The following is a 21,974-nucleotide window of genomic DNA, read 5'->3' as shown; positions in this document are numbered from 1 at the left end:
TCCTAGAAGGCCGTGAGGTAGCGGTCGTGCTCCCAGGAGCCGACGGTGCCGTGCCAGTCGAGGAACTCCTCGCGCTTGAGCCCGGCGAAGTACTCGGCGACGCCCGGCCCGGCCGCGTCGAGCCCGGCGGTGACGACGGCGTCGGCGCGCAGGGCGTCCACGGCGTGCAGCAGCGTCGGGGGGAGTTCGGGGCGCTCGTGGGTGACGTCGGGCTCGAGTTCGCGGTCGATGCCGTCCAGGCCGGCGGCCAGGGCGACGGCGAGCGCGAGGTACGGGTTGGCCGCGCCGTCGCCGCCGCGCAGCTCCACGCGGTGGCCGTCCGGGACGCGGACGAGGTGGGTGCGGTCGTTGCCGCCCCAGGTCGCGCGGCGCGGGGACCAGGTGGCGCCGGAGCGCGTCGAGGTGGCGCCGGTGCGCTTGTAGGAGTTCACGGTGGGCGCGAGGACGGCCTGCATCCCGGGGGCGTGCTCGAGCAGGCCGGCGAGGAACCGGTAGGCGAGCTCGGAGAGGCCGTGGCCGCGCCCGTCGCTGTCGTCGGGAAAGCGGCTCGACCCGTCGGACCAGAGGCTCAGGTGCAGGTGCATGCCGGAGCCGGTGCGGTCGGCGAACGGCTTCGGCATGAACGTCGCCGTCATCCCGCGCTGCTCGGCGAGCATGGAGATCAGGTACCGCGCGGTGATGACCCGGTCCGCGGTGGTCAGCGCGTCGGCGTAGGCGAAGTTCTGCTCGAACTGGCCGTTCGCGTCCTCGTGGTCGTTCGCGTAGTTGCCCCAGCCGAGGGCGTTCATGGCGGTGGAGACCGCGGTGAGGTGGTCGTACATCCGGGTCAGGCCACGGGCGTCGTAGCAGGGGCGGATCCCGTCGTCGAGGGCGTCGGCGGGGCGGAGGGTGCCGTCCTCGTCCTTCGCGACCAGGAAGTACTCGACCTCGGCGCCCGCCATCAGTTCGAGTCCGGCCGCCTTGGCCAGCATCGCCTTGAGCAGGACCCGCGGGGCGTAGGGCCAGGGTCGACCCTCGACGTGCGGGTCGCAGTGGACGAGGGCCAGCCCCTCACGGACCCACGGCAGCGGGGTGTAGCTGCTCACGTCCGGGATCGCGATGAGGTCCGGGTCGCACGGCTGCTGACCGATGGCGCCGACCGCGTACCCCGCGAACCCGACGCCCTCGTGCTCGAGCTCGTCCGCGCTCTCGACCGGCACCAGCTTCGCGCACGGCTTGCCGGTGAGGTCGACGAACAGCGCGAGCAGGAAGCGGACGCCGTCGGCACGTGCCCGGTCGGCGAGACTCACGGGGCTCGCGAGGGTGGTCGGGGACCCGTCGGTCCGGGGGTCGATCACGGTCATGGGGGCTCCTCGGCGACTCGGTGATCTCTCGACGGGAAACAGCGTCTCGCAAGAGGAGACCACGGAGGTTGCCGGGATGTAAAGAGGCGACCGGACGGGTTTTCGCTGCCGCGGCGGGCCGCGCGCGAGGACGGCCGCCGAGCGGGTCCTCCAGCGTTGCGCCGGGGCCGTCTGGGCAGCACTGAGGGCCCGCTCGACGCCGAGTCAGCGGGTCACCACGGGGGAGGACCTACGACGACGTGGTCTCGTAGTCCCGGCGGGTGCCGTGCCCGTCGGCCGCGACGCTCGGCGTCGGGACGGGCGTCGTGGCGTCGTCCGGCGTCTCGTCGGGGAACGCGTCGAGGCTGGGCAGGTCGGAGAGCGACTCGCGGAGGGTGGCCAGCTGGTTCGTCACGCGCGCGCGGAGGCGACGGATCTCGGCGACCTCGCCGTCGGCCTCCCGCCGCCGGCGCCGGGCCTCCTCGGAGGCGTCGCGCAGCTGCTTCTCGGCGCGCGACCGGGCGTCGGCCTCGCTGCGGGCGAGGACCCGCATCGACTCGGTGCGCCGCGAGGCCATCGCGATCTCGAAGTCCTCCTCGACCTGGGCCCGCCGGGCGCGGGACTCCTCGTCGAGGTGGCGCCGCTCGTTCTCGGCCTCGGTGCGGATGCGGGCGGCGTCGGCGCGCGCGGAATCCATCAGCGCGCGGTGCTCGTCCTCCATCTCGGCCCGACGACGCTCGTTGTCGGCGAGCCCGGCGTCGAACCGGGTCCGTGTCTCCTGGGCCACGGCCTCGGCGGCGTCGTGGGTCTCCTGGGCCTGACGGCGGGCCTCGTCGGACGTGCCCCGGGCGTACTCGTCGGCCTCCGCGATGGTGCGGGCGGCCTGCTGGTCGGCCTCCGCGATGGTGCTCCTCGCGCGCTCGTCGGCCTCCTCGCGCGCGCGGCGGGCGGCCTGCTCGGCCGAGGAGCGCATCTCGCGGGCCTCGTCCTGGGCCAGGCGCAGCATCCGCTGCAGGCGCTCGGAGAGGCCCTCCATCGAGTCCGGCGGCGCAGCCAGCCGGTCGATCTGGGCGCGCAGCTCCTCGACGTGGGCGCGCGTGCGGTCGAGCGCGCGGGCGAGCTCGGAGGCCTGGGCCACGGCGGCGTCGCGGTCGGCGGTGAGGATGCGCAGATCGGCCTCGACGCGGTCGAGGTGTTCCTCCACCTGGCCGCGGTCGTAGCCCCGACGGACCACGTCGAAGCCGGTGCCCAGAGGCAGCAGATCACGGTCACCGGACGGCATCGCCCCAGGTTACTAGGGCTGTGTGCGACACGGCCACGGTCGGGGGACGGACACGCCGCTCCCGGTCGGATCAGCACCGGTCACACGGCCGGGTGAGTCGGGTCACCGGCACCGCCCCGCCGTCGGGAAGGGGTCGCCGGAAACGAACGAACGGCACTCTCGCGCGCCTGGATGCTGCGAGAGTGCCGTTCGCTCGGGACCCGGAGGGCCTACTCGCCGCGGAAGCGGTTGATGCCCTCGAGGTGCTGCTCGCGCAGCTCGGGGTTGGTCACGCCCAGGCCCTCCTCGGGGGCGAGGCAGAGGACGCCGACCTTGCCCTGGTGGGAGTTGTGGTGGACGTCGTTGGCCGCCTCACCGGTCTCCTCGAGCGCGTAGGTCTTGGAGACCGTCGGGTGGATCTTCCCCTGGGCCACCAGGCGGTTCGCCAGGTAGGCCTCCTTGTAGTTCGCGAAGTGCGAGCCGATGATCCGCTTGAGGTTCATCCACAGGTAGCGGTTGTCGTACTGGTGCATGAAGCCCGAGGTCGACGCGCAGGTGACGATCGTGCCGCCGCGCTTGGCGACGTAGACCGAGGCGCCGAAGGTCTCGCGGCCGGGGTGTTCGAAGACGATGTCCGGGTCGTCGCCGCCGGTGAGCTCGCGGATCTTCGAGCCGAACCGCTTCCACTCGCGCGGGTCCTGGGTCTCGGGGTCGGACCAGAACTTGTAGCCCTCGGCGGAGCGGTCGATGATCAGCTCGGCGCCCATCTTGCGGCACAGTTCGGCCTTGGCCGGGGAGGAGACCACGCAGACCGGGGTGGCGCCGCCGTTGAGGGCGAACTGGGTGGCGTAGGAGCCCAGGCCGCCGGAGGCGCCCCAGATCAGCACGACGTCGCCCTGGGTCATGTTCGCGCCGTGCGGGCTGACCAGCTGGCGGTAGGCCGTGGAGTTGACCAGCCCGGGGGAGGCGGCCTCCTCCCAGGTGAGGTGGTCGGGCTTGGGCATCAGCTGGTTGGTCTTGACCAGGGCCATGTCGGCGAGGCCGCCGAAGTTGGTCTCGAAGCCCCAGATGCGCTGCTCGGGGTCCATCATCGTGTCGTCGTGGCCGGCGGGGCTCTCCAGCTCCACCGACAGGCAGTGCGCGACGACCTTGTCGCCGGGCTTCCACATCTGCACGCCCGCGCCGACCTTGAGGACGACGCCCGCGAGGTCGGAGCCCACCACGTGGTAGGGCAGGTCGTGGCGCTTGGCCAGCTCGGAGATCCGGCCGTAGCGCTTGAGGAAGCCGAACGTGGACACGGGCTCGAAGATCGAGGTCCACACGGTGTTGTAGTTGATCGCCGAGGCCATGACGGCGACCAGTGCCTCGCCGGGCGCGACCTCGGGCGTGGGCACTTCGTCGAGGTGCAGCGACTTGCGCGGGTCCTTCTCCTGGGCGGGCATCCCGGCGAACATGTCGGCCTCGTCGGCGTGCACCGTGATGCCCCGGTAGGACTCGGGGACGGTCATGGAGCCGATGCCGGCCAGATCGTCGGCGAGGATGGCTTCGCGGATGTCGTGCACGGTCAAGAGCCTCCGGGGTGTCGGGTGGCGGTGAGGCTACCGACGGGTAGGTACGGCGAGAAGGGTGACGTGGGTCAGGCGTCCGTCAGGCGCCGGTCAGTGGCCCGCGGCGGGTTGCACGAGCTCGACGAGGACGCCACCGGCGTCCTTGGGGTGGACGAAGTTCACGCGCGAGTCGGCCGTGCCGCGGCGGGCGGTCTCGTAGAGCAGCCGCACGCCCTTCTCCCGCAGCCGGGCCGCGGTGTCCTCGACGTCGCGGACCCGGTAGGCGACCTGCTGCAGGCCCGGGCCGTTCCGGTCGATGAACTTGGCGATGGTGGAGGTCTCGTTCAGCGGGGCGAGCAGCTGGACGGCCGTGCCGGAGGTGTCGTCGGGAGCGTGCAGCATCGCCTCGCGGACGCCCTGCTCCTCGTTCGTCTCCGTGTGGGTCGCCTCGAGGCCGAGGGTGCTGGCGTACCAGGCGATGGCCTCGTCGAGGTCCGGGACGGCGATGCCGACGTGGTCCACGGCCACGATGCCGACCGCTGCGTCGAGCTGTGCAGTCATGCTCGGGACAGTAAGCGACTGAATCGAGACGCCAAGCAGGTGACGGCCACCACCCCGACCTCGGACGGGTGACCCCCTCCGATCAGCCGGGCGGTGTCAGGATGCCGCACGTGCCGGACCTGACCGACCTCGTCGACCGTGCCCGTGAGGGCTCCCCGCGGGCCGTCGCCCAGCTGGTCTCGATGGTGGAGGACGGCGGGCCGCAGGTGCGCGACCTCGCCGCCGCGCTCGCCCCGCACGTCGGGCACGCCCTGGTCGTGGGCCTGACCGGGTCCCCGGGGGTGGGCAAGTCGACGACGACGTCCGCCCTGGTGGCGGAGATCCGTCGTTCCGGACGGCGGGTCGGGGTGCTCGCCGTCGACCCGAGCTCCCCGTTCTCCGGGGGCGCGCTGCTCGGGGACCGCGTGCGGATGAGCGAGCACGCCACGGACCCGGGCGTGTTCATCCGGTCGATGGCGACCCGCGGCCACCTCGGCGGGCTGTCCGCGGCGGCTCCGCAGGCGCTGCGGGTGCTCGACGCGGCCGGGTGCGACGTCGTGCTGGTCGAGACGGTGGGCGTGGGCCAGTCCGAGGTCGAGGTGGTCGCCCTCGCCGACACGACCGTCGTCCTGCTCGCGCCCGGGATGGGCGACGGCATCCAGGCGACCAAGGCCGGGATCCTGGAGATCGCGGACGTGTTCTGCGTCAACAAGGCCGACCGGGACGGCGCCGACACCACCGTCCGCGAGATCGAGAACGCGATGGCGATGGGCCGGCGGGGGACCGGTCCGCAGTGGCGGGCCCCGGTGGTGCGCACGGTCGCCTCGGCCGGGCGCGGCATCGACGACCTGCTGGCCGCCGTCGACGCCCACCGCGCCTGGATGGACGCGCACGGCCGCGGCGACGAGGGGCGGCGTCGGCGGGCGCGGGCCGAGATCGAGGCGATCGCCCTGGCCGACCTGCGGGCGCAGCTCCGGGCGGTCTCCGGCTCGGCGGCGCTGGACGCCCTGGCCGGGGAGGTGGCCGGCGGGGGGCTCGACCCGTTCGCGGCGGCCGACCGGCTGCGCGCAGCGGCCGAGGTTGACGGGGGGTGACGCTACCGTCCGTTCCCGTCGGGAGACGGAGAGCCCGACGGGAGGGGCGGACATGCTGTGCTGGTGGATGGTCGCGGTGATGGCCCTGCTGCAGGGCGCGGACTACGCAGGTCGGGCGCGGCGGCGGTGGCGGCGCGGCCGCGGCGCGCACCGCGGGCGGCGCGGGGCGATGCGGGAGTGGCCGGGCGAGCGGCCCTCGTCGTGAGGGTCCGGTCGTGTGGGGTCTGCGGGCTCAGCGGACACCGACGGTCGGGAGGGCGTCGGTGAGCCACGGGATGACGATCGTGACGGTGGGGACGACGACGAGGGCGACGGCCGCGAGGTACGTCCCGGCGGCGAGGGCGCGTCCGCCCCGCACCCGGGCGCGGATGCGGTCGAGCCGCTCGACGACGTCGGTGCCGTAGCCCGCCCGGTCCGAGGCGGAGGCGAACGCGTCGAGCGCGCCGGCCATGGCGTCGTCGCCGTGGCGGCTGCGGCCGGCGTCGTCGGCGAGCATCTCGAGCAGCAGCGCGACGGCGTCGCGGGCCTCCCGACTGCGCACGATCACCGGGAACGCCTTGTGCAGGGCGGTGAAGCCCTCGCGCACGAGGTCGTGGCGGGCGTCGAGGTGGGCCTGCTCGTGGGCGATGACCGCGCTGAGCTCGTGCGGCCCCAGCGTCTCCAGGGTGGCCCCGGTGAGCACCACCCGGCCCTCGCGGCCCACGCGCCCGGGGACGCAGTACGCGAAGGGCACCGCGCCGTCGAGCACGCGCAGCACGGTGCCGGTGCGCAGCGAGCCGACGGCCTCGCCCTGTTCGGCGCGGGCGAGCAGGTCGACCATGTCGCGGTGCCGGGCGCGGCGCTTGCGGGTGCGCACGGCGAGCAGGACCAGCACCGCCACGAGCCGCACGACGATCAGCCCCGCGAGCACCGCGGCGACGCCCACGGCGACGGCGAGCGGGGCCCCGGTCCGTTCCTGGGGATGGGTGAGGACCCGCAGCAGGGCCTCGGGCGCGGCGAGCGCGCTGCCGACCGCGGCGAGCACCGCGGCGACCGCCACCGCCTGCCAGAGCACGATCGCCGCACGGGGCACGGCACGGGTCCACCGGGCGCGTGCGAGCAGGGCGGGCACGGGCCCGGCGAGCACGAGGGCGAGCCCCGCCAGCCACACCGACGCCATGGACAGTCAGTGTGGCGCCTGGGTGGCGGTTCTCACGACTCGGGTGATCGCTCCGCCGGGCGCGGCGTGCCGTTGGGCGGCGTGTCGAGGGCGCGGCGGAGCGCCTCCGCCTCCTCGGGGCCCACCTGGTCGACGAAGGCCACGAGGGCCGCGGTCCGGTCCTCCCCGACGTCGCCGAGCGCGTCGAGCATCAGCGACGCGGCCATCTGCTCGCGGCTCGAGGCGGCGGCGTAGCGGTAGGCCTTGCCGTCGCGCTCCTGCCTGACCAGCCCTTTCTTGGCCAGCCGGCCCAGCACGGTCATGACCGTGGTGTAGGCGAGCTCGCGTTCCAGTCGATCGTGGACGTCCCGCACGGTGAGCGGCTCGATCGCCGACCACAGCTGCGCCATGACCGCGCGTTCGAGCTCTCCCAGGGCCACGCGAGCGAGTGTACCCAGCAACACGATGTGTCAACGACCCGTGTCGTACTACGGTTGGTCGTAGATACTACGAAGCGTCGTAGTCGACAGGAGGTCGGGTCGTGACCGCACTGGAGCTCTCACGCCTGCAGTTCGCCGTCGTCACCGTCTACCACTACCTGTTCGTCCCGCTGTCGATCTCGCTCTCGGCACTGACGGCGGGCCTGCAGACGGCCTTCTGGCGCACCGGTGACGACCGGTACGGGCGGGCCACGATGCTCGTCGGGAAGCTGTTGATGGCCACCTTCGCCGTGGGCGTGGTGACCGGCCTGGTCCAGGAGTTCCAGTTCGGGCTCTCCTGGTCGGCGTTCGCGCAGTACTACGGCGACGTCTTCGGCCCGACCCTCGCGATCGAGGGGATGCTCGCCTTCTTCCTCGAGGCCACGTTCCTGGGCCTGTGGTGGTTCGGGCGGGACCGGCTGCGGCCCGGGCTGCACCTGGCGACGATCTGGGTCGTCGCGATCGGCACCCTGATCTCGGCCTACGTCATCCTCGCGGCGAACGCGTTCATGCAGCACCCGGTGGGGGCGGCGATCGACCCGGGGACCGGGCGGGCCGTGCTCGGCAGCTTCACCGCCCTGCTGACCAACCCCGTCGTCGTCGCGTCGTTCCCGCACACGATCGCGGGCGCCTTCATGGCGGGCGGCGCGCTGCTCCTGGCGATCGGCCTGTGGCGGCGCCGGGCCACGGCCGACCACGGCCCGACCTGGCGCGTCCTCGCCCGCGTGGGCGCCTGGACCACCCTGGTCGGCGGGGCCGCGGTCAGCCTCACGGGCGACGTGCTGGGCAAGGTGATGACCGAGGTCCAGCCGATGAAGATGGCCGCCGCCGAGGCGCTCTACGAGACGACCTCGCACGCCCCGTTCAGCCTGTTCGCGGTGCAGTTGCCGGGCCAGGACGCGCCGTGGTCGCTCGACGTCCCGTGGCTGCTGAGCTTCCTCGCCACCGGCGACCCGACCGCGACCGTCCAGGGCATCGACGACCTGCAGGCGCAGTACGCCGCGCAGTTCGGCCCCGGGGACTACACGCCGTGGATCCCGGTCGCGTACTGGACGTTCCGCCTCATGATCGGGCTGGGCGTCGTCGCCACCGCCGTGGCCGCCTACGTCCTCTGGCGCACCCGGAAGGGTCGGGACTTCGAGCCCGCGTGGTTCGCCGACCGCTGGCTGCTGCGCTTCCTGTGGGTCCTCCCGGTGCTGCCGACGGCGGCCGCGACCTTCGGCTGGCTGTTCACCGAGACCGCCCGCCAGCCGTGGCTGGTGTTCGGCCTCTTCCAGACCCGCGACGGCGTCTCGCCCACCCTGACCCCCGTCGAGCTGATCGCCTCCCTGGCCGGGTTCGCGCTGGTCTACGGCGTGCTCGCGGTGGTGTGGGCGCGGCTCGTGCTGCACGTCTCGCGCGCCGAGCCGGCGCCGCTGCACCCGGCACCGGCCGCCGACGACACCGCCGCATCCGTCCTCGAGCCGAGCTACTAGGAGCGCGTGATGGAGATCCTCTGGTTCGGCCTCGCGGTGCTCTGCTGGGTGCTGTTCTTCGCCCTGGAGGGCTTCGACTTCGGCGTCGGGATGCTCGCCGGGGTGCTCGGGCGCGACGACCACGAGCGCGGCGCCGCGATCCGCACCGTCGGTCCGGTCTGGGACGGCAACGAGGTGTGGCTGGTCGCCGCGATCGGCGTCACCTTCGCGGCCTTCCCCGACTGGTACGCCGCCCTGCTCTCCGGGCTCTACCTGCCGCTGGTGCTGGCCCTGCTCACGCTGGCGGCGCGCGGGGTCGCGATCGAGTTCCGCGGAAAGGTCGACACCCCGGCGTGGCGCCGCCGGTGCGAGCGCACGCTGGCCGTCTCCTCCTTCCTGACGGCGGGTCTGTTCGGTGCGGTGGTCGGCGTCGCGACGACCGGGCTGGCGCTCGACCCGGCCGGAGCCGTCGTCGGGAACGGCCTGGAGCGGACGCTCGGGCCGCTGGTCTCGTGGCCGGCGGCGACCGGCGCGGTCCTCGGGGTGCTCGCGGCGCTGCTGCAGGGCGCGACGTTCCTCGGTCTCCGCACGACGGGTCCGGTGCGCGAGCGGGCGCGCCGGGTGGCGGTCGCGACGGCGGCCCTCGCGGCCGTCGTCGTCGGGATCGTGGCGCTGCTGGTCGGCGGCCTGCCGGCGCTGACTGCGGGCGTGGTCGCGCTGCTCGCCGTCGTGACGGCACTGGCCGCGGCCGGACGGCACGAGGGCGCGGCGTTCGCGGCGGCGACCCTCGGGGTGGTAGGCGCCGTGGTGGCGGCGTTCACCGCGCACGTGCCGGTCGTGCTGCCCTCGACCCTGGACCCGGCGTCGTCGCTGACGATCGCGGGTGCGGCCGCCTCGCCGTACGCGCTGACGGTGATCACCGTGGGCGCGGTGCTGATCCTGCCGGGCGTCGTCGCCTACCAGGCGTTCTCGTACTGGGTGTTCCGGCGGCGGGTGGCGTCGGAGCGGGTGGCGTAGTGGCGGGAGACGCAGCGCAGCGGAGCTCGACCCGGAGGGCCGGCCCGGTGGACGTGCGGCTGCTGCGTCTCGCGCGGCCGGCGCTGCCCGGGGTGGCGGCGCAGGTCGTGCTGGGGGCGCTGGGCGCGGTGGCCGACGCGGTCGCCCTGGTCGCGGCCGGGTTGCTGGTGGCCTCGCTGGTCGGGGGTGGGCGGCCGACGACGGAGATCGCCTGGCTGGTCGGCGCCGTGGTGGTGCGGACCCTCGTCGCGACCGCGCTGCCGTGGGTGGCCGCGGGCACGGCGACGCGGGTGGTCGAGCCGCTGCGCGAGGACCTGCTCGACGCGCGCGACCCCGACGCCGAGCGACGCGACCCGGGTGGCCGCGCGCGTCGCGAGCTGGCCGGCGGCGGGATCGACGACCTGCGCGCCTGGTTCACCTCCTACCTGCCCGCGCTGGTGCTGGCCGCGGTGCTGCCGCCGCTGGTGCTCGTCGGGCTGTTCGTCGCGGACCGCCCGTCCGCGCTGATCGTCCTGGCGACGCTGCCGCTGCTGCCGGTGTTCGCGGCGTTGATCGGGTGGGTGACCGAGAAGCGCGCGGCGAGCCAGTGGGCGGCGGGCGAGCGCCTGGCGGGGCATGTCCTGGACGTCGTCGCCGGGCTCGCGGCGCTGCGGCTGTTCGGACGGGCGCGCCGGCAGGTCGACGAGGTCGCCCGGACCGGCGAGGCGCACCGGCGGGCGACCTCGGCGCTCCTGCGGGTGGCGTTCCTGTCGACGACGGCGCTCGACCTGGTGGCGACCGTGTCCGTGGGCCTGGTCGCCGTCTCGGCCGGCCTGCGGGTGGTGGACGGGTCGCTGGGCCTGGCCCCGGCGCTCGTCGCGATCCTCCTGGCGCCGGAGGCGTACAGGCCGATCCGCGAGGTCGGGGCGCGGTTCCACGACGTGGCGCGGGCCTCGGAGGTGGCCTCCGGCCTCGTGAGCACTTCTGGCGGCGACAGCCGCCGCGAGTCCTCACGAGGCGCTCGCGCCACCGGTGTCCGCATCCGCTACCCGCACCGCCGGAGCGACGCGCTGGCCCTCGACGGGCTGACCGTGGGGGCCGGCGAGGTCGTGGCGCTGGCCGGGGAGTCCGGCGCGGGGAAGACCACCCTGCTGCGGGTGCTCGCCGGGGCGATCCGCGCCGACGAGGGGAGGGTCGAGGTCGGCCGGCCGCTGCAGTACCTGCCGCAGCGCCCGACCCTCCCGCACGCGCGCACCGTCGGCGAGGCGATCGGCACGACGGACCGGGCCGTGCTCGACGCCCTCGACCTGCCCCTGCGCCCCGACGACCCCCTCGCCGAGGAGGGCGGGTCGGTGTCCGCGGGGCAGCGCGAGCGGCTCGCCCTGGCGCGCGTGCTGGTCGCCCTCGAGGCCGAGCCGCGCCAGACGGTGCTGCTCGACGAGCCGACCGCGCACCTCGACGCGGCCACCGAGGCCCGGGTGCTCGACCTGCTGCGCGCCGCTGCCCGGCGCGGCGCCGCGGTGCTCGTCGTCGCGCACCGGCCGGCCGCACTGGCGGCGGCGGACCGCGTTGTCACGCTGTCGCGGCCGGCGGCGGCCGCACCCGTCTCGAGCGAGGGGCCCCTCCGGTCGGGTAGATCGAGCGACGGGGCCCTTCGCTCGGGTGGCGGAGGTTCTCGTCGTCGGTTCTCGACGACGGCTGGGGTCGTCCTGGGCGCAGGGTCGGTGCTGGCCGGGCTGGTGCTGACGGCGGCGTCGACGTGGCTGATCGTGCGGGCGGACGCGCGGCCGCCGGTGCTGACGCTGTCGGTGGCGGTGGTGATCGTGCGGGCGAGCGCGATCCTGCGCCCGCTGCTGCGCTACCTGGAGCGACTGGTGACCCACGACGACGCGCTCTCCCGGGTCGCGGGCTGGCGGCGATCGCTGGTCGGCGTCCTCGTCGACCGCGTGCCCGGCGCGGTCGCCGGACGCCGCGGGGAGCTGCTCGCCCGGGCGGTCGACGACGTGGACGTGCGGCTCGACGGGCTCGTGCGGGGCCGGCAGCCGGTGCTCGTCGCCGGGGTGGTCCTCCCGGTCGTGCTGCTCGTCGCGTGGCTCGCGGTGCCGGGGACCGTGCCGGCGCTGCTGGTCGGGCTCGGCGTCGCCGGGGTGGTGGTCCCGCTGCTCGCCGCGCTGGCCGCCCGCCGCGACGTGCCGGCGCTCGACCGCGCCGGCGACCGGCTCCGGGCCGCCGTCGTCGAGACGGTGGCCGCCCGCGAGGAGCTGGCCGCCCGCGACCGCGACGACGTGCTCGCCGTCCCCCGGGCCCGGGCGGCGGTCCTCGACCGGGCGCGACGGCGGGCCGCCGTCCACGACGGTCTGCTCGACGGGGCGGCCCACCTCGCGCTGGGCGTCACGACGGTCGGTGCCGCCCTCGCCGCGGTGTCGCTGGACGCGTCGCCGGAGCTGGTCGGCATCGTCGTGCTGCTCCCGACCGCCCTCGCCGGCACCGTCCTCGCGCTGCCCGCCGCTGCCCGGGCCCTCGTGCGGGGGCGGCAGGCCCGGGCGCGACTCGACGCCCTCGCCGCGGTGCCACCGCCCGCAACGGAGCCGGGACGTGCCTCCCCGACCGACGATGGCGCGCTGCTCCCAACGGATGCGTGCAGGGCGCCATCGTCGATCCGGGTCCGTGGCCTCGTCGCCGGATGGACCCCGGGCTCGCCCGCCCTCCGCGACGTCGACCTCGACCTCCCACCGGGGGCCCGGGTGGCGGTGACGGGGGCGTCCGGCTCGGGCAAGTCGACGCTGGCGGCCGTCCTGCTCAAGCTGCTCGACCCGATGTCGGGAAGCGTGGCCCTGGACGGGACCGACGTCAGGGACCTGCCCGGCGACGAGGTGCGACGACGGGTCGGCCTGCTCGGCGACCACGACCACGTCTTCACCGCCTCGGTCCGCGCCAACCTGCTCCTCGCCGCCCCGGAAGCGGACGACGAGCGCCTGCTCGCGGCGCTGCGCCGCGTGCACCTCGACGGCTGGGTGGGTTCGCTCGGCGAGGGCCTCGACACCGTGATCGGGCCGGGCAGCGTCTCGGGCGGGGAGCGGCGTCGGCTGGCCGCGGCACGTCTGGTGGTCGCCGACCCCGCGGTGTGGATCCTCGACGAGCCGACCGAGGGCCTGGACGTCCCGACCGCCGAGGCGTTGATGGCCGACCTGCTCGCCGCGCCGCGGACCGTCCTGCTCCTGACCCACCGCCCCGAGGGCCTCGACCGGATGGACACCGTCCTCGACCTCGCCGACGGGCGCCTGCGCGTACCGGAGGGCGTCTGAGGCTCAGGCGAAGTCGCCCGCCGCGCGGCGGACCTTGGCGAGCAGGCCGGTGAGCGCCTCGACCTCGTCCTCGCCGAGCCCGACCAGGCCGAACTCCACCGCGGTGACGGCGGCCGTGGCCTCGCGGCAGCGGTCGTGCCCGGCGGCGGTGATCTCGACCAGGGTGGTGCGCTTGTCGCTCGGGTGCGGCGTCCGGCGGACCAGGGCCGCGCCCTCCAGACGGTCGACGATGTTGGTGATCGACGTCGGGTGCAGCTGCAGGCGCTGACCCATGAGGCTCATCGGCAGGGCGCCGTGCCGGGAGAAGGTCAGCAGCACCAGCGCCTCGTAGCGGGCGAACGTCAGCTCGTGCGGGCGCAGGGCGGAGTCGACCGCCTGCTGCAGGATCTGCTGCACCCGGAACACGCTCGTGGTGGCGGCCATCGTCGTGGCGTCGCCGATCTTGACCGACCAGATGTCGGCGGCCCGTCCGATCGGATCGAACGGCAGCGGCTCGGACGCGGGCATCGGCGCGAATCTAGCAGGATGATGGACCGGTGATCGTTGCCTTCAGTGTCGCCCCCAGCGGTGGGGAGTCCGACTCGGTGAGCGAGGCCGTCGCCGCCGCCGTGCGGGTCGTCCGCGAGTCCGGGCTGCCGCACGAGACCTCGTCGATGTTCACCTCGCTCGAGGGGGAGTGGGACGAGGTGATGGACGTGGTGCGCCGCGCGACCGAAGCCGCGGGCCGGTACGGGTCGCGGGTCTCGCTCGTGCTCAAAGCGGACATCCGCCCCGGCTGGAGCGGTCAGATGGACGCCAAGGTGGCACGGGTCGAGGAGCATCTGTCGAGCTGGCAGGATTGACCCGTGGCACGCCCCGATCCCCGTCAGGCCGCTCAGGCGGCTGCCCTGTCCTCGGCGATGGCCGGGGCCGTCGACCTGTCCGGGCTCAAGGCCCGCGCCGAGCAGCGCAACGCCCCGCAGCGGCCGGCGTCCGGCGGTGGCGGCGGCGCCGCGCCGTCGTCCGGCGGCTCGGTCGCCGTGGAGGTGACCGAGGCCAACCTGCAGGAGGAGATCCTCGACCGGTCGATGACGCTGCCCGTCGTCGTCGAGCTCACCGCGTCCGGCGACCCGGCGGTCGCGGAGCTCTCCGCGACCCTGGAGAAGCTCGCCGTCGAGGGCCGGGGCGGCTGGGTGCTCGCCCGGGTCGACCTGCGGACGAACCAGCGCATCGCGCAGATGTTCCAGGTGCAGGAGATCCCGACGGTGCACGTCGTGGTCGCGCAGCGCCCGGTGCAGTCGTTCTCCGGGATCTACCCCGAGGACCAGCTCCGCCCGTTCTTCACCCAGCTCCTCGAGCAGCTCGGCGAGCAGATGCCCGGGATCGCCGAGGCCCAGGCCCGCTTCGGGGGCGACGAGTCGGCCGAGCCGGCGCCCGAGCCCGAGGACCCGCGGTTCACCGCCGCCGAGGAGGCCCTCGAGCGCGGCGACTACGACGCCGCCGTGGCCGCCTACGAGCAGATCCTCGCCGCCGAGCCCGCCAACGCCGAGGCCCAGGCCGCGCTGTCGCAGGTCCGGTTCATGTCGCGCGCGGAGTCCGCGGACCCGTCGGCGATCGCCGCGGCCGACGCGGCCCCCGACGACGTGGCCGCCCAGAAGGCCGCCGCCGACGCGGAGCTCGCGGGCGGCCAGGTCGAGGCTGCGTTCGACCGGCTCGTCAAGACGGTGCAGCGCACCGCCGGCGAGGACCGGGACGCCGCCCGCGAGCACCTGGTCTCGCTGTTCGAGCTGTTCGCCGCCGATGACCCCCGGGTCACCACGGCTCGGCGCGCGCTCGCCCGCGCGCTCTACTGAGGGCTGTCCCGACGCCGGGTTGGTCCGGTCAGCGCAGCTCCAGACAGGGCTGCGCGCCGCCGTCCACCCCGCGCCGGAAGTCCGCGATGCGGGCGTAGGCCGTCGCGTCGGTGACCGCGCCGTCGGTGCCGGTCGCGGCGTCGTCGTTGCCGCGCAGCAGGTTGACGGCCTCGTCGAGGTCGCCGGGGGAGAGGCTGAAGTCCGAGCCGGGCGCCCCGACGTCCGCGGTGTAGGCGCCGGCCAGGCAGAGGGCGCTGCGGCCGGCCTCCGGACCCGTCGTCGGGCGGCCCAGGGCGGCCAGGGCCGCGAGCGCGTAGCGGGAGGCGAGCAGGGTGCCGCTCGCGTAGTCGCCGATGGAGTCGTGGATGCGGTCGAGCCCCTCGTCGGCGTTGATCGCACCGTCGCAGAGCCCCACGGCACCCTGCCCGCAGCCGTCGCCGCCCTGGGAGATCGTCGGCGGGGTCCACTGCCCGCCCTGCGCCCGGACGAGGCCGCCGAAGAAGCGGTCCAGGTCGGTGCCCATGGCGCGCAGCAGGTCGGGCAGCGGCAGGTTGCCCCCGCTCTGCGCGTCGGAGAGCGTGGCGAACGCCTGCTGGGTGAACGACCGGTTCTGCAGCGTCATCTGCGCGCAGGTCCCGACGCCGTCGGAGTAGCCGTCCTGGAACGAGGCGACGCGGTCGAACGCGTTGCCGTGCGCGCGATCGTCCGCGGCGTCGGTGCCCACCGGGTCGCGGAAGGTGATCAGCGCGCTCATCGCGGCGTCGATCCCGGCGTCGCCGGTGCGCAGGTCGGGGGTCTGCCCCTCGTGCACGGCGCGCAGGAACGAGCCGGCGTAGCAGTCCGCCTGCCCCTCGGAGAGGATCGTCGGCGCGCCGGAGCCGAGGCTCGCGCTGGTGGTGACGACGTCCTCGAGGCGCTGCTGGATCGCGTGGCCGAACTCGTGGGCGAGCACGACGACGACGGCGGAGTCGCCGAACTCCTCGCGCAGCACCGGGATGAGCGCGGCACGGTCGTAGGCGATGACGTCGGCCCGCGGGCAGTAGAAGGCGTTGCCCTCCACCTCGTCGGTGGACTCGGTGCAGGGCGGTGGTGGACCGGGGCGCGCCGAGTCGACCGAGAAGTAGCCCCGCGGCGGCACGAACCGCTCCCCGCCGGCGATCGTGGGGAACTGCCCGGCCCACCAGCCCTCGAGGTCACGCAGGACGGCCGCGGCCAGCCGGTCGTCGTCCGAACCGTCGTTGTCCCGGACGAACACCGGGTCGAGCCCCGCACTGACCTGCCGGCCGGCGAACGCCCGCCCGTCGACGGCCGACGCGCACCCCGCGGTGACCAGGACGGCCAGCACCGACAGCACCGCCAGCACGACCCGGATCCGCACGAGGATCAGTGTGCTGGAGCCGGGTCGCGCGTGGGTGTCGAATCGGGCGATTCCTCAGGCGTCGTCGTGCACCAGCCACAGCACGCCCGAGGCCGGGAGGGTCACCTCGGCCGAGGCGGGGAGGCCGTGCTGGGCCACGGAGGCCGCGAAGACGGATCCGAAGTTGCCGGCGCCGTCTCCGCCGTAGACGTCGGCGTCGGTGTTGACGACCTCGCGCCACCGGCCCGACCGCGGCATGCCGATCCGGTAGCGGTCGTGCACGATGCCGCTGAAGTTCGCGACGCACACCAGGTCCGGCCCGCCGGACGGGTCGTGCCGGACGAACGAGAAGACGTTGCCCGCGGCGTCGTTGGCGTCGATCCAGGAGAATCCGGCCGGGTCGGTGTCGGCCGTGTACAGCGCCGGCTGCGACCGGTACGCCGCGTTCAGGTCGGCGACCAGGCGCGCGATCCCCGCGTGCAGCGGGTCGTCGAGCAGCTCCCAGTCCAGCGAGCGCTCCTCGGACCACTCGCGGACCTGCCCGAATTCCTGGCCCATGAACAGCAGCTGCTTGCCCGGGTGCGCCCACATGTACGCCAGCAGGGCGCGCAGCCCGGCCGCCTTGCCGTGGTCGCCACGCCCGATGTCGGGCATGCGGGTCCACAGCGAGCCCTTGCCGTGCACGACCTCGTCGTGGCTGAACGGCAGCACGTAGTTCTCGGACCAGGCGTAGGTCAGGGAGAACGTCATCTGGTTGTGGTGGTAGCCGCGGTGCACCGGGTCACGCATGAGGTAGTCGAGCGTGTCGTGCATCCAGCCCATGTTCCACTTCATGCCGAAGCCGAGGCCGCCGAGGTGGGTCGGGCGGGTGACGCCGGGCCAGGCGGTGGACTCCTCGGCGATCGTGACGACGCCGGGGTGGTGCTTGTAGACGGTGGCGTTGACCTCCTGGAGGAACGACACCGCCTCGAGGTTCTCCCGCCCGCCGTACTTGTTCGGCAGCCACTCGTCGCGCGAGTAGTCCAGGTAGAGCATCGAGGCGACGGCGTCGACGCGCAGCCCGTCGACGTGGAACTCCTCGAGCCAGTACAGGGCGTTCGCGACGAGGAAGTTGCGGACCTGGGAGCGCCCGAAGTCGAAGACGAGCGTGCCCCAGTCCAGCTGCTCGCCGCGGCGCGGGTCGCCGTGCTCGTAGCAGGGCGTGCCGTCGAAGCGGGCCAGTGCCCACTCGTCGCGCGGGAAGTGGGCCGGGACCCAGTCGACGATCACGCCGATGCCGGCCGCGTGCATCGTGTCGACGAACGCGCGGAAGTCGTCGGGCGTCCCGAAGCGGCTCGACGGCGCGTAGTACGAGCTGACCTGGTAGCCCCACGACCCGCCGAACGGGTGCTCGGCCACGGGCAGCAGTTCGACGTGCGAGAAGCCCTGCTCGGTCAGGTAGCCGACCAGCTGCTCACCGAGCTCGGCGTAGGTCAGGCCCTGGCGCCACGAGCCGACGTGCAGCTCGTAGACGCTCATCGGCTCCCGGTGCGCCTGCGACTCCCGACGCCGGGTCAGCCACGCCTCGTCGGACCAGGTGTGCGTCGACGCGGTGACGACCGAGGCGGGCGTCGGCGGGAGGTCCGCCGCGAACGCCATCGGGTCGGCCTTGTCCAGCCAGGTGTTCTGCTGGGTGAGGATGCGGAAGCCGTAGCGGGTGCCGACGCCGACCCCGGGCAGGAAGACCTCCCACACCCCGGAGCCGAGCGCGCGCATCGGCGTCGCGACGCCGTCCCAGCTGCCGCGCTCCGGCGCCCAGTCGCCGACGACGCGCACGCCGCGGGCGTTCGGCGCCCACACCGTGAACGACGTGCCCTCGACCGGCCCGGACGGCGTGGGCCACCGGCGGAAGTGCGCGCCCAGCGCCTCCCAGAGCCGCTCGTGGCGGCCCTCCCCGATGAGGTGCAGGTCGACGGAGCCGATGACGGGCGAGAAGCGGTACGGGTCGTCGACGACGGTCTCGGTGACCTCGCCCTGCTCCTCGCGGCGCACCGCGAGCCGGTAGTGCGGCAGCGGACCGGGGACGGCGCCGGCGAACAGCCCGGAAGTGTTGACCGCGCCCAGCGGGTAGCGACCCGCCGTCGGGCCCTCGGTGACCACGACGTCGACCTCGTCGGCGCCCGGCTGCAGGGTCCGGACGACGACGGTGCCGGGGTTCTGCGGCCGCCGGTGCGGGCCGAGGACGCTGTGCGGGTCGCGGTGGGCGCCCTCCATCAGCAGGTGGACGTCGAGCTCCCCGGGGGCGACGGGCAGCGGACCGGGCGCGGTGGGGCGGGTCATCGGTGGTGCGAACTCCGGGATCGTGACGGCGGGCGGGTCCCGTACTCCTACCCGGCGGACGGGGTCGGGGAACCGATCGGGGCTACGAGCCCTCGGAGCCCGCGGTGTCGCCGACCAGACGGGCCATCGAGCGCAGCGGGATGGCCAGCCAGTTCGGGCGGTTGCGGGTCTCGTAGAGCACTTCGTACACGGCCTTGTCGAGCTCGTAGGCGCGGAGCACGGCGAGCTGGTCGCGCGGGTCCGACCCGGCGATCTCGGCGTAGCCGTCGCAGAACGCGGACCGGTTGCGGTCGGCCCACTCCTGGGCCCGCCGCTGCAGGTACGCGGGGGCCTCCGCGCCGGTCTCCCACTCGGCGAGCTGGTGGAAGGCCGCGTAGTCGAACGAGCGCAGCATCGCGGCCACGTCGCGCAGCGGCGAGTCCGGGCGGATGCGGTCGTGCAGCGGGCGGGAGGGCTCGCCCTCGAAGTCGATCGCGAGCCACCCGCGCGGGGTGCGCAGGGTCTGCCCGAGGTGCAGGTCGCCGTGCACGCGCTGGACGAACAGACCCTCGACCTCGCGGACGCCGTCGAGGACCCGGGCGATCTCGGTGCGCTGCGCCGCGACCACCTCGACCGCCTCCGCGGCGCGGTCGAGACGGTCCCGCATCCAGTCGGCCACCGCGGCGACGCCGTCCGGACCGAGCCGGTCGGTGCCGAGGCCGCGGGCGAGCTCGATGTGGACGCTCGCGACCGTCTTCCCGAGCCGGCTGGCCTCGCCCGCGAAGTCGCCGCCCACCTCGTCGGGCCGCAGGTCGCCCTCGGCCAGGAGGTCCCGCACGCTGGTCAGGGCCATCGACCAGCCGTCGGCCGAGTTCGCGGCGTAGCTCTGCAGCATCGCGACCGTCATGGGCAGGGCACCGTCGTCACCCGGGAGGACGCCCTCGATCGCCCCGAGCAGCGGCGCGACCTCCTGGGAGCGTTCGCGGCCCAGAGCGCGGTGCAGTTCCAGGTCCGGGTTGAGCCCCGGCGTCGCCCGGCGGAAGAGCTTCATGATCGCGCGCTCGCCGTAGATCACCGACGAGTTCGACTGCTCGCCGAGCAACGGGCGGCCGGGACCCACGACGGGGGCCTCGATCCCCGGCTCCGGCACGAACCGCAGCGAGCCCACGGCCGTGTCGGAGACGATCATCGAGAGCAGCAGGCGGCTGATCTCGCCGTCGGCCAGGCCGTCGTAGACCGTGCGGTCCCCGACCTGCCCGATGACGGCGTGCTCGAGGTCGCCCGGGATCCGCGGGCGGGTGCCGAGCAGGAGCTGGAAGGTCTCCTCGGACCCGCCGTCGGTGAACGACACGGCGATGACGGCGTGCTCGACGGCGGGGATCGCGTCGGCGGGCGTGACCTCCTGGTGACCGACGAAGCGCACGGCGGCGATCGTGCGGTCCTTCGCGGCGAACCAGCGCTGCGCGGGCAGCCAGGCGGTCAGGTCGGGCAGCAGGGCGTCCAGAACCGGAGCAGTCATCAGCGCTCCTGGGCGGGCTGGATCGAGAACCAGTAGAAGCCGTGCCCCGGCAGCGTCAACAGGTACGACAGCTCACCGATGGCGGGGAAGGGAACGCCTCCGGTGAGCTCCGTGAGCGTCCAGTCCTTCCACGCGATCAAGTCGAGCTCCACGGGTTGGGGGAATCGGGACATGTTGTTCACGCACAGCACCACGTCGCGGTGGCCCTCGGCGTCGACGGTCTGGCGGATGTAGCTGAGCACCGACGAGTTCGAGCCGCCGAGCTCGTGGAAGTCGCCGAGACCGAACGCCGGGTGCTGGCGCCGGATCTCCATCATCCGCCGGTTCCAGTGCAGCAGGCTCGCGCTGGAGTTCGACTGTGCCTCCACGTTGACCGCCTGGTAGCCGTACACCGGGTCCATGACGATCGGGAGGTTGAGCCGCCCGGGGTCGCACGAGGAGAAGCCCGCGTTGCGGTCGGGCGTCCACTGCATCGGACTGCGCACGCCGTCGCGGTCGCCCAGCCAGATGTTGTCACCCATCCCGATCTCGTCGCCGTAGTAGATGACCGGGCTCCCCGGCAGCGAGAGCAGCAACGCGGTGAACAGCTCGAGCTGGTTGCGGTCGTTGTCGAGCAGCGGGGCCAGCCGTCGGCGGATGCCGATGTTGGCCTTCATGCGCGGGTCCTTGGCGTACTCCGCGTACATGTAGTCGCGCTCGTCGTCGGTGACCATCTCGAGCGTCAGCTCGTCGTGGTTGCGCAGGAAGATGCCCCACTGCGCGTTGCGCGGGATCTCCGGGGTCTGCGCCAGGATCTCCGAGATCGGGAACCGCGACTCGCGCCGGACCGCCATGAAGATGCGCGGCATCAGCGGGAAGTGGAACGCCATGTGGCACTCGTCGCCGCCGGTCTCCGGGTCGCCGTAGTACTCGACGACGTCCGCGGGCCACTGGTTGGCCTCGGCCAGCAGGATGCGGCCCGGGTACTCGTCGTCGACGACCTTGCGGCAGCGCTTGAGGAACTGGTGGGTCTCGGGGAGGTTCTCGCCGTTGGTGCCCTCGCGCTCGAAGAGGTAGGGCACGGCGTCCAGGCGGAAGCCGTCGATGCCGAGGTCGAGCCAGAAGCGCAGCGCGTCGATCATCGCCTCGCACACGGCCGGGTTGTCGAAGTTCAGGTCCGGCTGGTGGGAGAAGAAGCGGTGCCAGAAGAACTGGCCGCGTACCGAGTCCCACGTCCAGTTCGAGGTCTCGGTGTCGACGAAGATGATCCGCGCGTCGGAGTACTCCGACCCGTCGTCGGACCAGACGTAGAAGTCGCCGAACGGGCCCTCGGGGTCGCGGCGGGACTCCTGGAACCACACGTGCTGGTCCGAGGTGTGGTTCATGACGAGGTCGGTGATCACGCGGATGCCGCGCGCGTGCGCCTGGTCGAGGAACTCCACGAAGTCCTCGACGGTCCCGAACTCCGGGAGCACCTTGCGGTAGTCGCGGATGTCGTAGCCGCCGTCGCGCAGCGGGGAGTCGTAGAACGGCGGGAGCCAGAGGCAGTCGACGCCGAGCCACGCGAGGTAGTCCAGCTTGTCGGTGAGCCCGCGCAGGTCGCCGAACCCGTCGCGGTCGGAGTCCGCGAACGCCCGGACGAGCACCTCGTAGAAGACGGCGCGCTTGTACCAGCCCTCCTCGACGGGGAGCTGGCGCGCGCTGCGGAAGTCGTCGGCGCTGGGTTGCACGACCTCGTGGCCCGGCTCGACGACCGTGGTGCTGGTGGGCGTGCCCGGAGTCGGATCGTTCATCGCGCGCCACGCTAGTGGTCCGACCCGCCGGTGCGCCGCACCGGCCGGTCGGGTCGTGCC

The 21,974-nt window shown here is 74.0% G+C and carries 18 protein-coding genes; 7 read left to right on the top strand and 11 right to left on the bottom strand.

Annotated elements, in window-relative coordinates; genetic code table 11:
- Positions 1-2 precede the first annotated feature (2 nt).
- The 4 genes from glnT to mce form a co-directional block, all read right to left on the bottom strand.
- Complete coding sequence (gene glnT, locus QRT03_RS13855) at positions 3-1,343, bottom strand: type III glutamate--ammonia ligase (protein WP_286053455.1); 1,341 nt, start codon at positions 1,341-1,343, stop codon at positions 3-5.
- A 229-nt stretch (positions 1,344-1,572) separates the two neighbouring features.
- Positions 1,573-2,604 (bottom strand): DivIVA domain-containing protein, encoded by a 1,032-nt coding sequence (locus QRT03_RS13850; RefSeq protein WP_286053454.1) that lies wholly within the window; start codon positions 2,602-2,604, stop codon positions 1,573-1,575.
- Between the two features lie 209 nt (positions 2,605-2,813).
- Positions 2,814-4,091, bottom strand: coding sequence for a crotonyl-CoA carboxylase/reductase (gene ccrA, locus QRT03_RS13845; protein WP_425604853.1), 1,278 nt, complete (start codon positions 4,089-4,091; stop codon positions 2,814-2,816).
- A 150-nt stretch (positions 4,092-4,241) separates the two neighbouring features.
- Complete coding sequence (gene mce / locus QRT03_RS13840) at positions 4,242-4,691, bottom strand: methylmalonyl-CoA epimerase (protein WP_286053452.1); 450 nt, start codon at positions 4,689-4,691, stop codon at positions 4,242-4,244.
- 101 nt (positions 4,692-4,792) lie between these two features.
- On the opposite strand from mce, the gene meaB reads away from it, so the two are divergent.
- Positions 4,793-5,764 carry a methylmalonyl Co-A mutase-associated GTPase MeaB gene (meaB, locus tag QRT03_RS13835; protein WP_286053451.1) on the top strand — a complete coding sequence of 324 codons (972 nt, stop codon included), beginning with the start codon at positions 4,793-4,795 and terminating at the stop codon, positions 5,762-5,764.
- 52 nt (positions 5,765-5,816) lie between these two features.
- Positions 5,817-5,969 carry a hypothetical protein gene (locus tag QRT03_RS13830; RefSeq protein ID WP_286053450.1) on the top strand — a complete coding sequence of 51 codons (153 nt, stop codon included), beginning with the start codon at positions 5,817-5,819 and terminating at the stop codon, positions 5,967-5,969.
- A 27-nt stretch (positions 5,970-5,996) separates the two neighbouring features.
- On the opposite strand, the gene QRT03_RS13825 is transcribed toward QRT03_RS13830, so the two are convergent.
- Entirely contained in the window at positions 5,997-6,923 is a 927-nt protein-coding gene (locus QRT03_RS13825; protein WP_286053449.1) for a M56 family metallopeptidase, read from the bottom strand.
- A gap of 32 nt (positions 6,924-6,955) precedes the next feature.
- Positions 6,956-7,342: a BlaI/MecI/CopY family transcriptional regulator gene (locus tag QRT03_RS13820; protein WP_286053448.1), complete on the bottom strand. Its 387-nt coding sequence runs from the start codon at positions 7,340-7,342 to the stop codon at positions 6,956-6,958.
- Between the two features lie 101 nt (positions 7,343-7,443).
- Between QRT03_RS13820 and QRT03_RS13815 the strand changes: the two genes are divergently transcribed.
- The 3 genes from QRT03_RS13815 to cydC are packed head-to-tail and all read left to right on the top strand — an operon-like array spanning position 7,444 to position 13,136.
- Positions 7,444-8,856 (top strand): cytochrome ubiquinol oxidase subunit I, encoded by a 1,413-nt coding sequence (locus QRT03_RS13815; RefSeq protein WP_286053447.1) that lies wholly within the window; start codon positions 7,444-7,446, stop codon positions 8,854-8,856.
- Between the two features lie 9 nt (positions 8,857-8,865).
- On the top strand, positions 8,866-9,852 hold the full coding sequence (cydB, locus tag QRT03_RS13810; RefSeq protein WP_286053446.1) for a cytochrome d ubiquinol oxidase subunit II: 987 nt from the start codon (positions 8,866-8,868) through the stop codon (positions 9,850-9,852).
- Positions 9,853-9,899: 47 nt separating this feature from the next.
- On the top strand, positions 9,900-13,136 hold the full coding sequence (gene cydC / locus QRT03_RS13805) for a thiol reductant ABC exporter subunit CydC (protein WP_286053445.1): 3,237 nt from the start codon (positions 9,900-9,902) through the stop codon (positions 13,134-13,136).
- Positions 13,137-13,139: 3 nt separating this feature from the next.
- Here the strand turns inward: cydC and QRT03_RS13800 are convergent, their stop codons facing one another.
- Positions 13,140-13,643, bottom strand: a complete 504-nt coding sequence (locus tag QRT03_RS13800; RefSeq protein ID WP_286053444.1) for a MarR family winged helix-turn-helix transcriptional regulator — start codon at positions 13,641-13,643, stop codon at positions 13,140-13,142.
- A 29-nt stretch (positions 13,644-13,672) separates the two neighbouring features.
- Between QRT03_RS13800 and QRT03_RS13795 the strand changes: the two genes are divergently transcribed.
- Together QRT03_RS13795 and QRT03_RS13790 are read left to right on the top strand one after the other, a co-directional pair.
- Positions 13,673-13,978: an MTH1187 family thiamine-binding protein gene (locus QRT03_RS13795; RefSeq protein ID WP_286053443.1), complete on the top strand. Its 306-nt coding sequence runs from the start codon at positions 13,673-13,675 to the stop codon at positions 13,976-13,978.
- A 3-nt stretch (positions 13,979-13,981) separates the two neighbouring features.
- On the top strand, positions 13,982-14,968 hold the full coding sequence (locus tag QRT03_RS13790; RefSeq protein WP_286053442.1) for a tetratricopeptide repeat protein: 987 nt from the start codon (positions 13,982-13,984) through the stop codon (positions 14,966-14,968).
- Positions 14,969-14,996: 28 nt separating this feature from the next.
- On the opposite strand, the gene QRT03_RS13785 is transcribed toward QRT03_RS13790, so the two are convergent.
- The 4 genes from QRT03_RS13785 to treS all read right to left on the bottom strand — a co-directional run bounded on the left by QRT03_RS13785 (position 14,997) and on the right by treS (position 21,914).
- On the bottom strand, positions 14,997-16,346 hold the full coding sequence (locus QRT03_RS13785) for a neutral zinc metallopeptidase (protein WP_286053441.1): 1,350 nt from the start codon (positions 16,344-16,346) through the stop codon (positions 14,997-14,999).
- 54 nt (positions 16,347-16,400) lie between these two features.
- Positions 16,401-18,644, bottom strand: coding sequence for a 1,4-alpha-glucan branching protein GlgB (glgB, locus tag QRT03_RS13780; protein ID WP_286053440.1), 2,244 nt, complete (start codon positions 18,642-18,644; stop codon positions 16,401-16,403).
- Positions 18,645-18,726: 82 nt separating this feature from the next.
- Positions 18,727-20,142 carry a maltokinase N-terminal cap-like domain-containing protein gene (locus tag QRT03_RS13775; RefSeq protein ID WP_286053439.1) on the bottom strand — a complete coding sequence of 472 codons (1,416 nt, stop codon included), beginning with the start codon at positions 20,140-20,142 and terminating at the stop codon, positions 18,727-18,729.
- Complete coding sequence (gene treS, locus QRT03_RS13770) at positions 20,142-21,914, bottom strand: maltose alpha-D-glucosyltransferase (RefSeq protein WP_286053438.1); 1,773 nt, start codon at positions 21,912-21,914, stop codon at positions 20,142-20,144. The genes QRT03_RS13775 and treS overlap by 1 nt, the downstream gene beginning before the upstream one ends.
- Positions 21,915-21,974 lie beyond the last annotated feature (60 nt).

Source organism: Actinomycetospora termitidis (genome assembly GCF_030286555.1).
Classification (GTDB): Bacteria; Actinomycetota; Actinomycetes; order Mycobacteriales; family Pseudonocardiaceae; genus Actinomycetospora; species Actinomycetospora termitidis.
The sequence above is the reverse complement of the archived record's forward strand: the minus strand, read 5'-3'. Positions and strand labels throughout refer to the sequence as shown.

Coding starts and splice junctions, on each gene's coding strand:
- glnT (WP_286053455.1), bottom strand. CDS start 1,343: ATGACCGTGATCGACCCCCGGACCGACGGGTCCCCGACCACCCTCGCG.
- QRT03_RS13850 (WP_286053454.1), bottom strand. CDS start 2,604: ATGCCGTCCGGTGACCGTGATCTGCTGCCTCTGGGCACCGGCTTCGAC.
- ccrA (WP_425604853.1), bottom strand. CDS start 4,091: ATGACCGTCCCCGAGTCCTACCGGGGCATCACGGTGCACGCCGACGAG.
- mce (WP_286053452.1), bottom strand. CDS start 4,691: ATGACTGCACAGCTCGACGCAGCGGTCGGCATCGTGGCCGTGGACCAC.
- meaB (WP_286053451.1), top strand. CDS start 4,793: ATGCCGCACGTGCCGGACCTGACCGACCTCGTCGACCGTGCCCGTGAG.
- QRT03_RS13830 (WP_286053450.1), top strand. CDS start 5,817: ATGCTGTGCTGGTGGATGGTCGCGGTGATGGCCCTGCTGCAGGGCGCG.
- QRT03_RS13825 (WP_286053449.1), bottom strand. CDS start 6,923: ATGGCGTCGGTGTGGCTGGCGGGGCTCGCCCTCGTGCTCGCCGGGCCC.
- cydB (WP_286053446.1), top strand. CDS start 8,866: ATGGAGATCCTCTGGTTCGGCCTCGCGGTGCTCTGCTGGGTGCTGTTC.
- QRT03_RS13800 (WP_286053444.1), bottom strand. CDS start 13,643: ATGCCCGCGTCCGAGCCGCTGCCGTTCGATCCGATCGGACGGGCCGCC.
- glgB (WP_286053440.1), bottom strand. CDS start 18,644: ATGACCCGCCCCACCGCGCCCGGTCCGCTGCCCGTCGCCCCCGGGGAG.
- QRT03_RS13775 (WP_286053439.1), bottom strand. CDS start 20,142: ATGACTGCTCCGGTTCTGGACGCCCTGCTGCCCGACCTGACCGCCTGG.
- treS (WP_286053438.1), bottom strand. CDS start 21,914: ATGAACGATCCGACTCCGGGCACGCCCACCAGCACCACGGTCGTCGAG.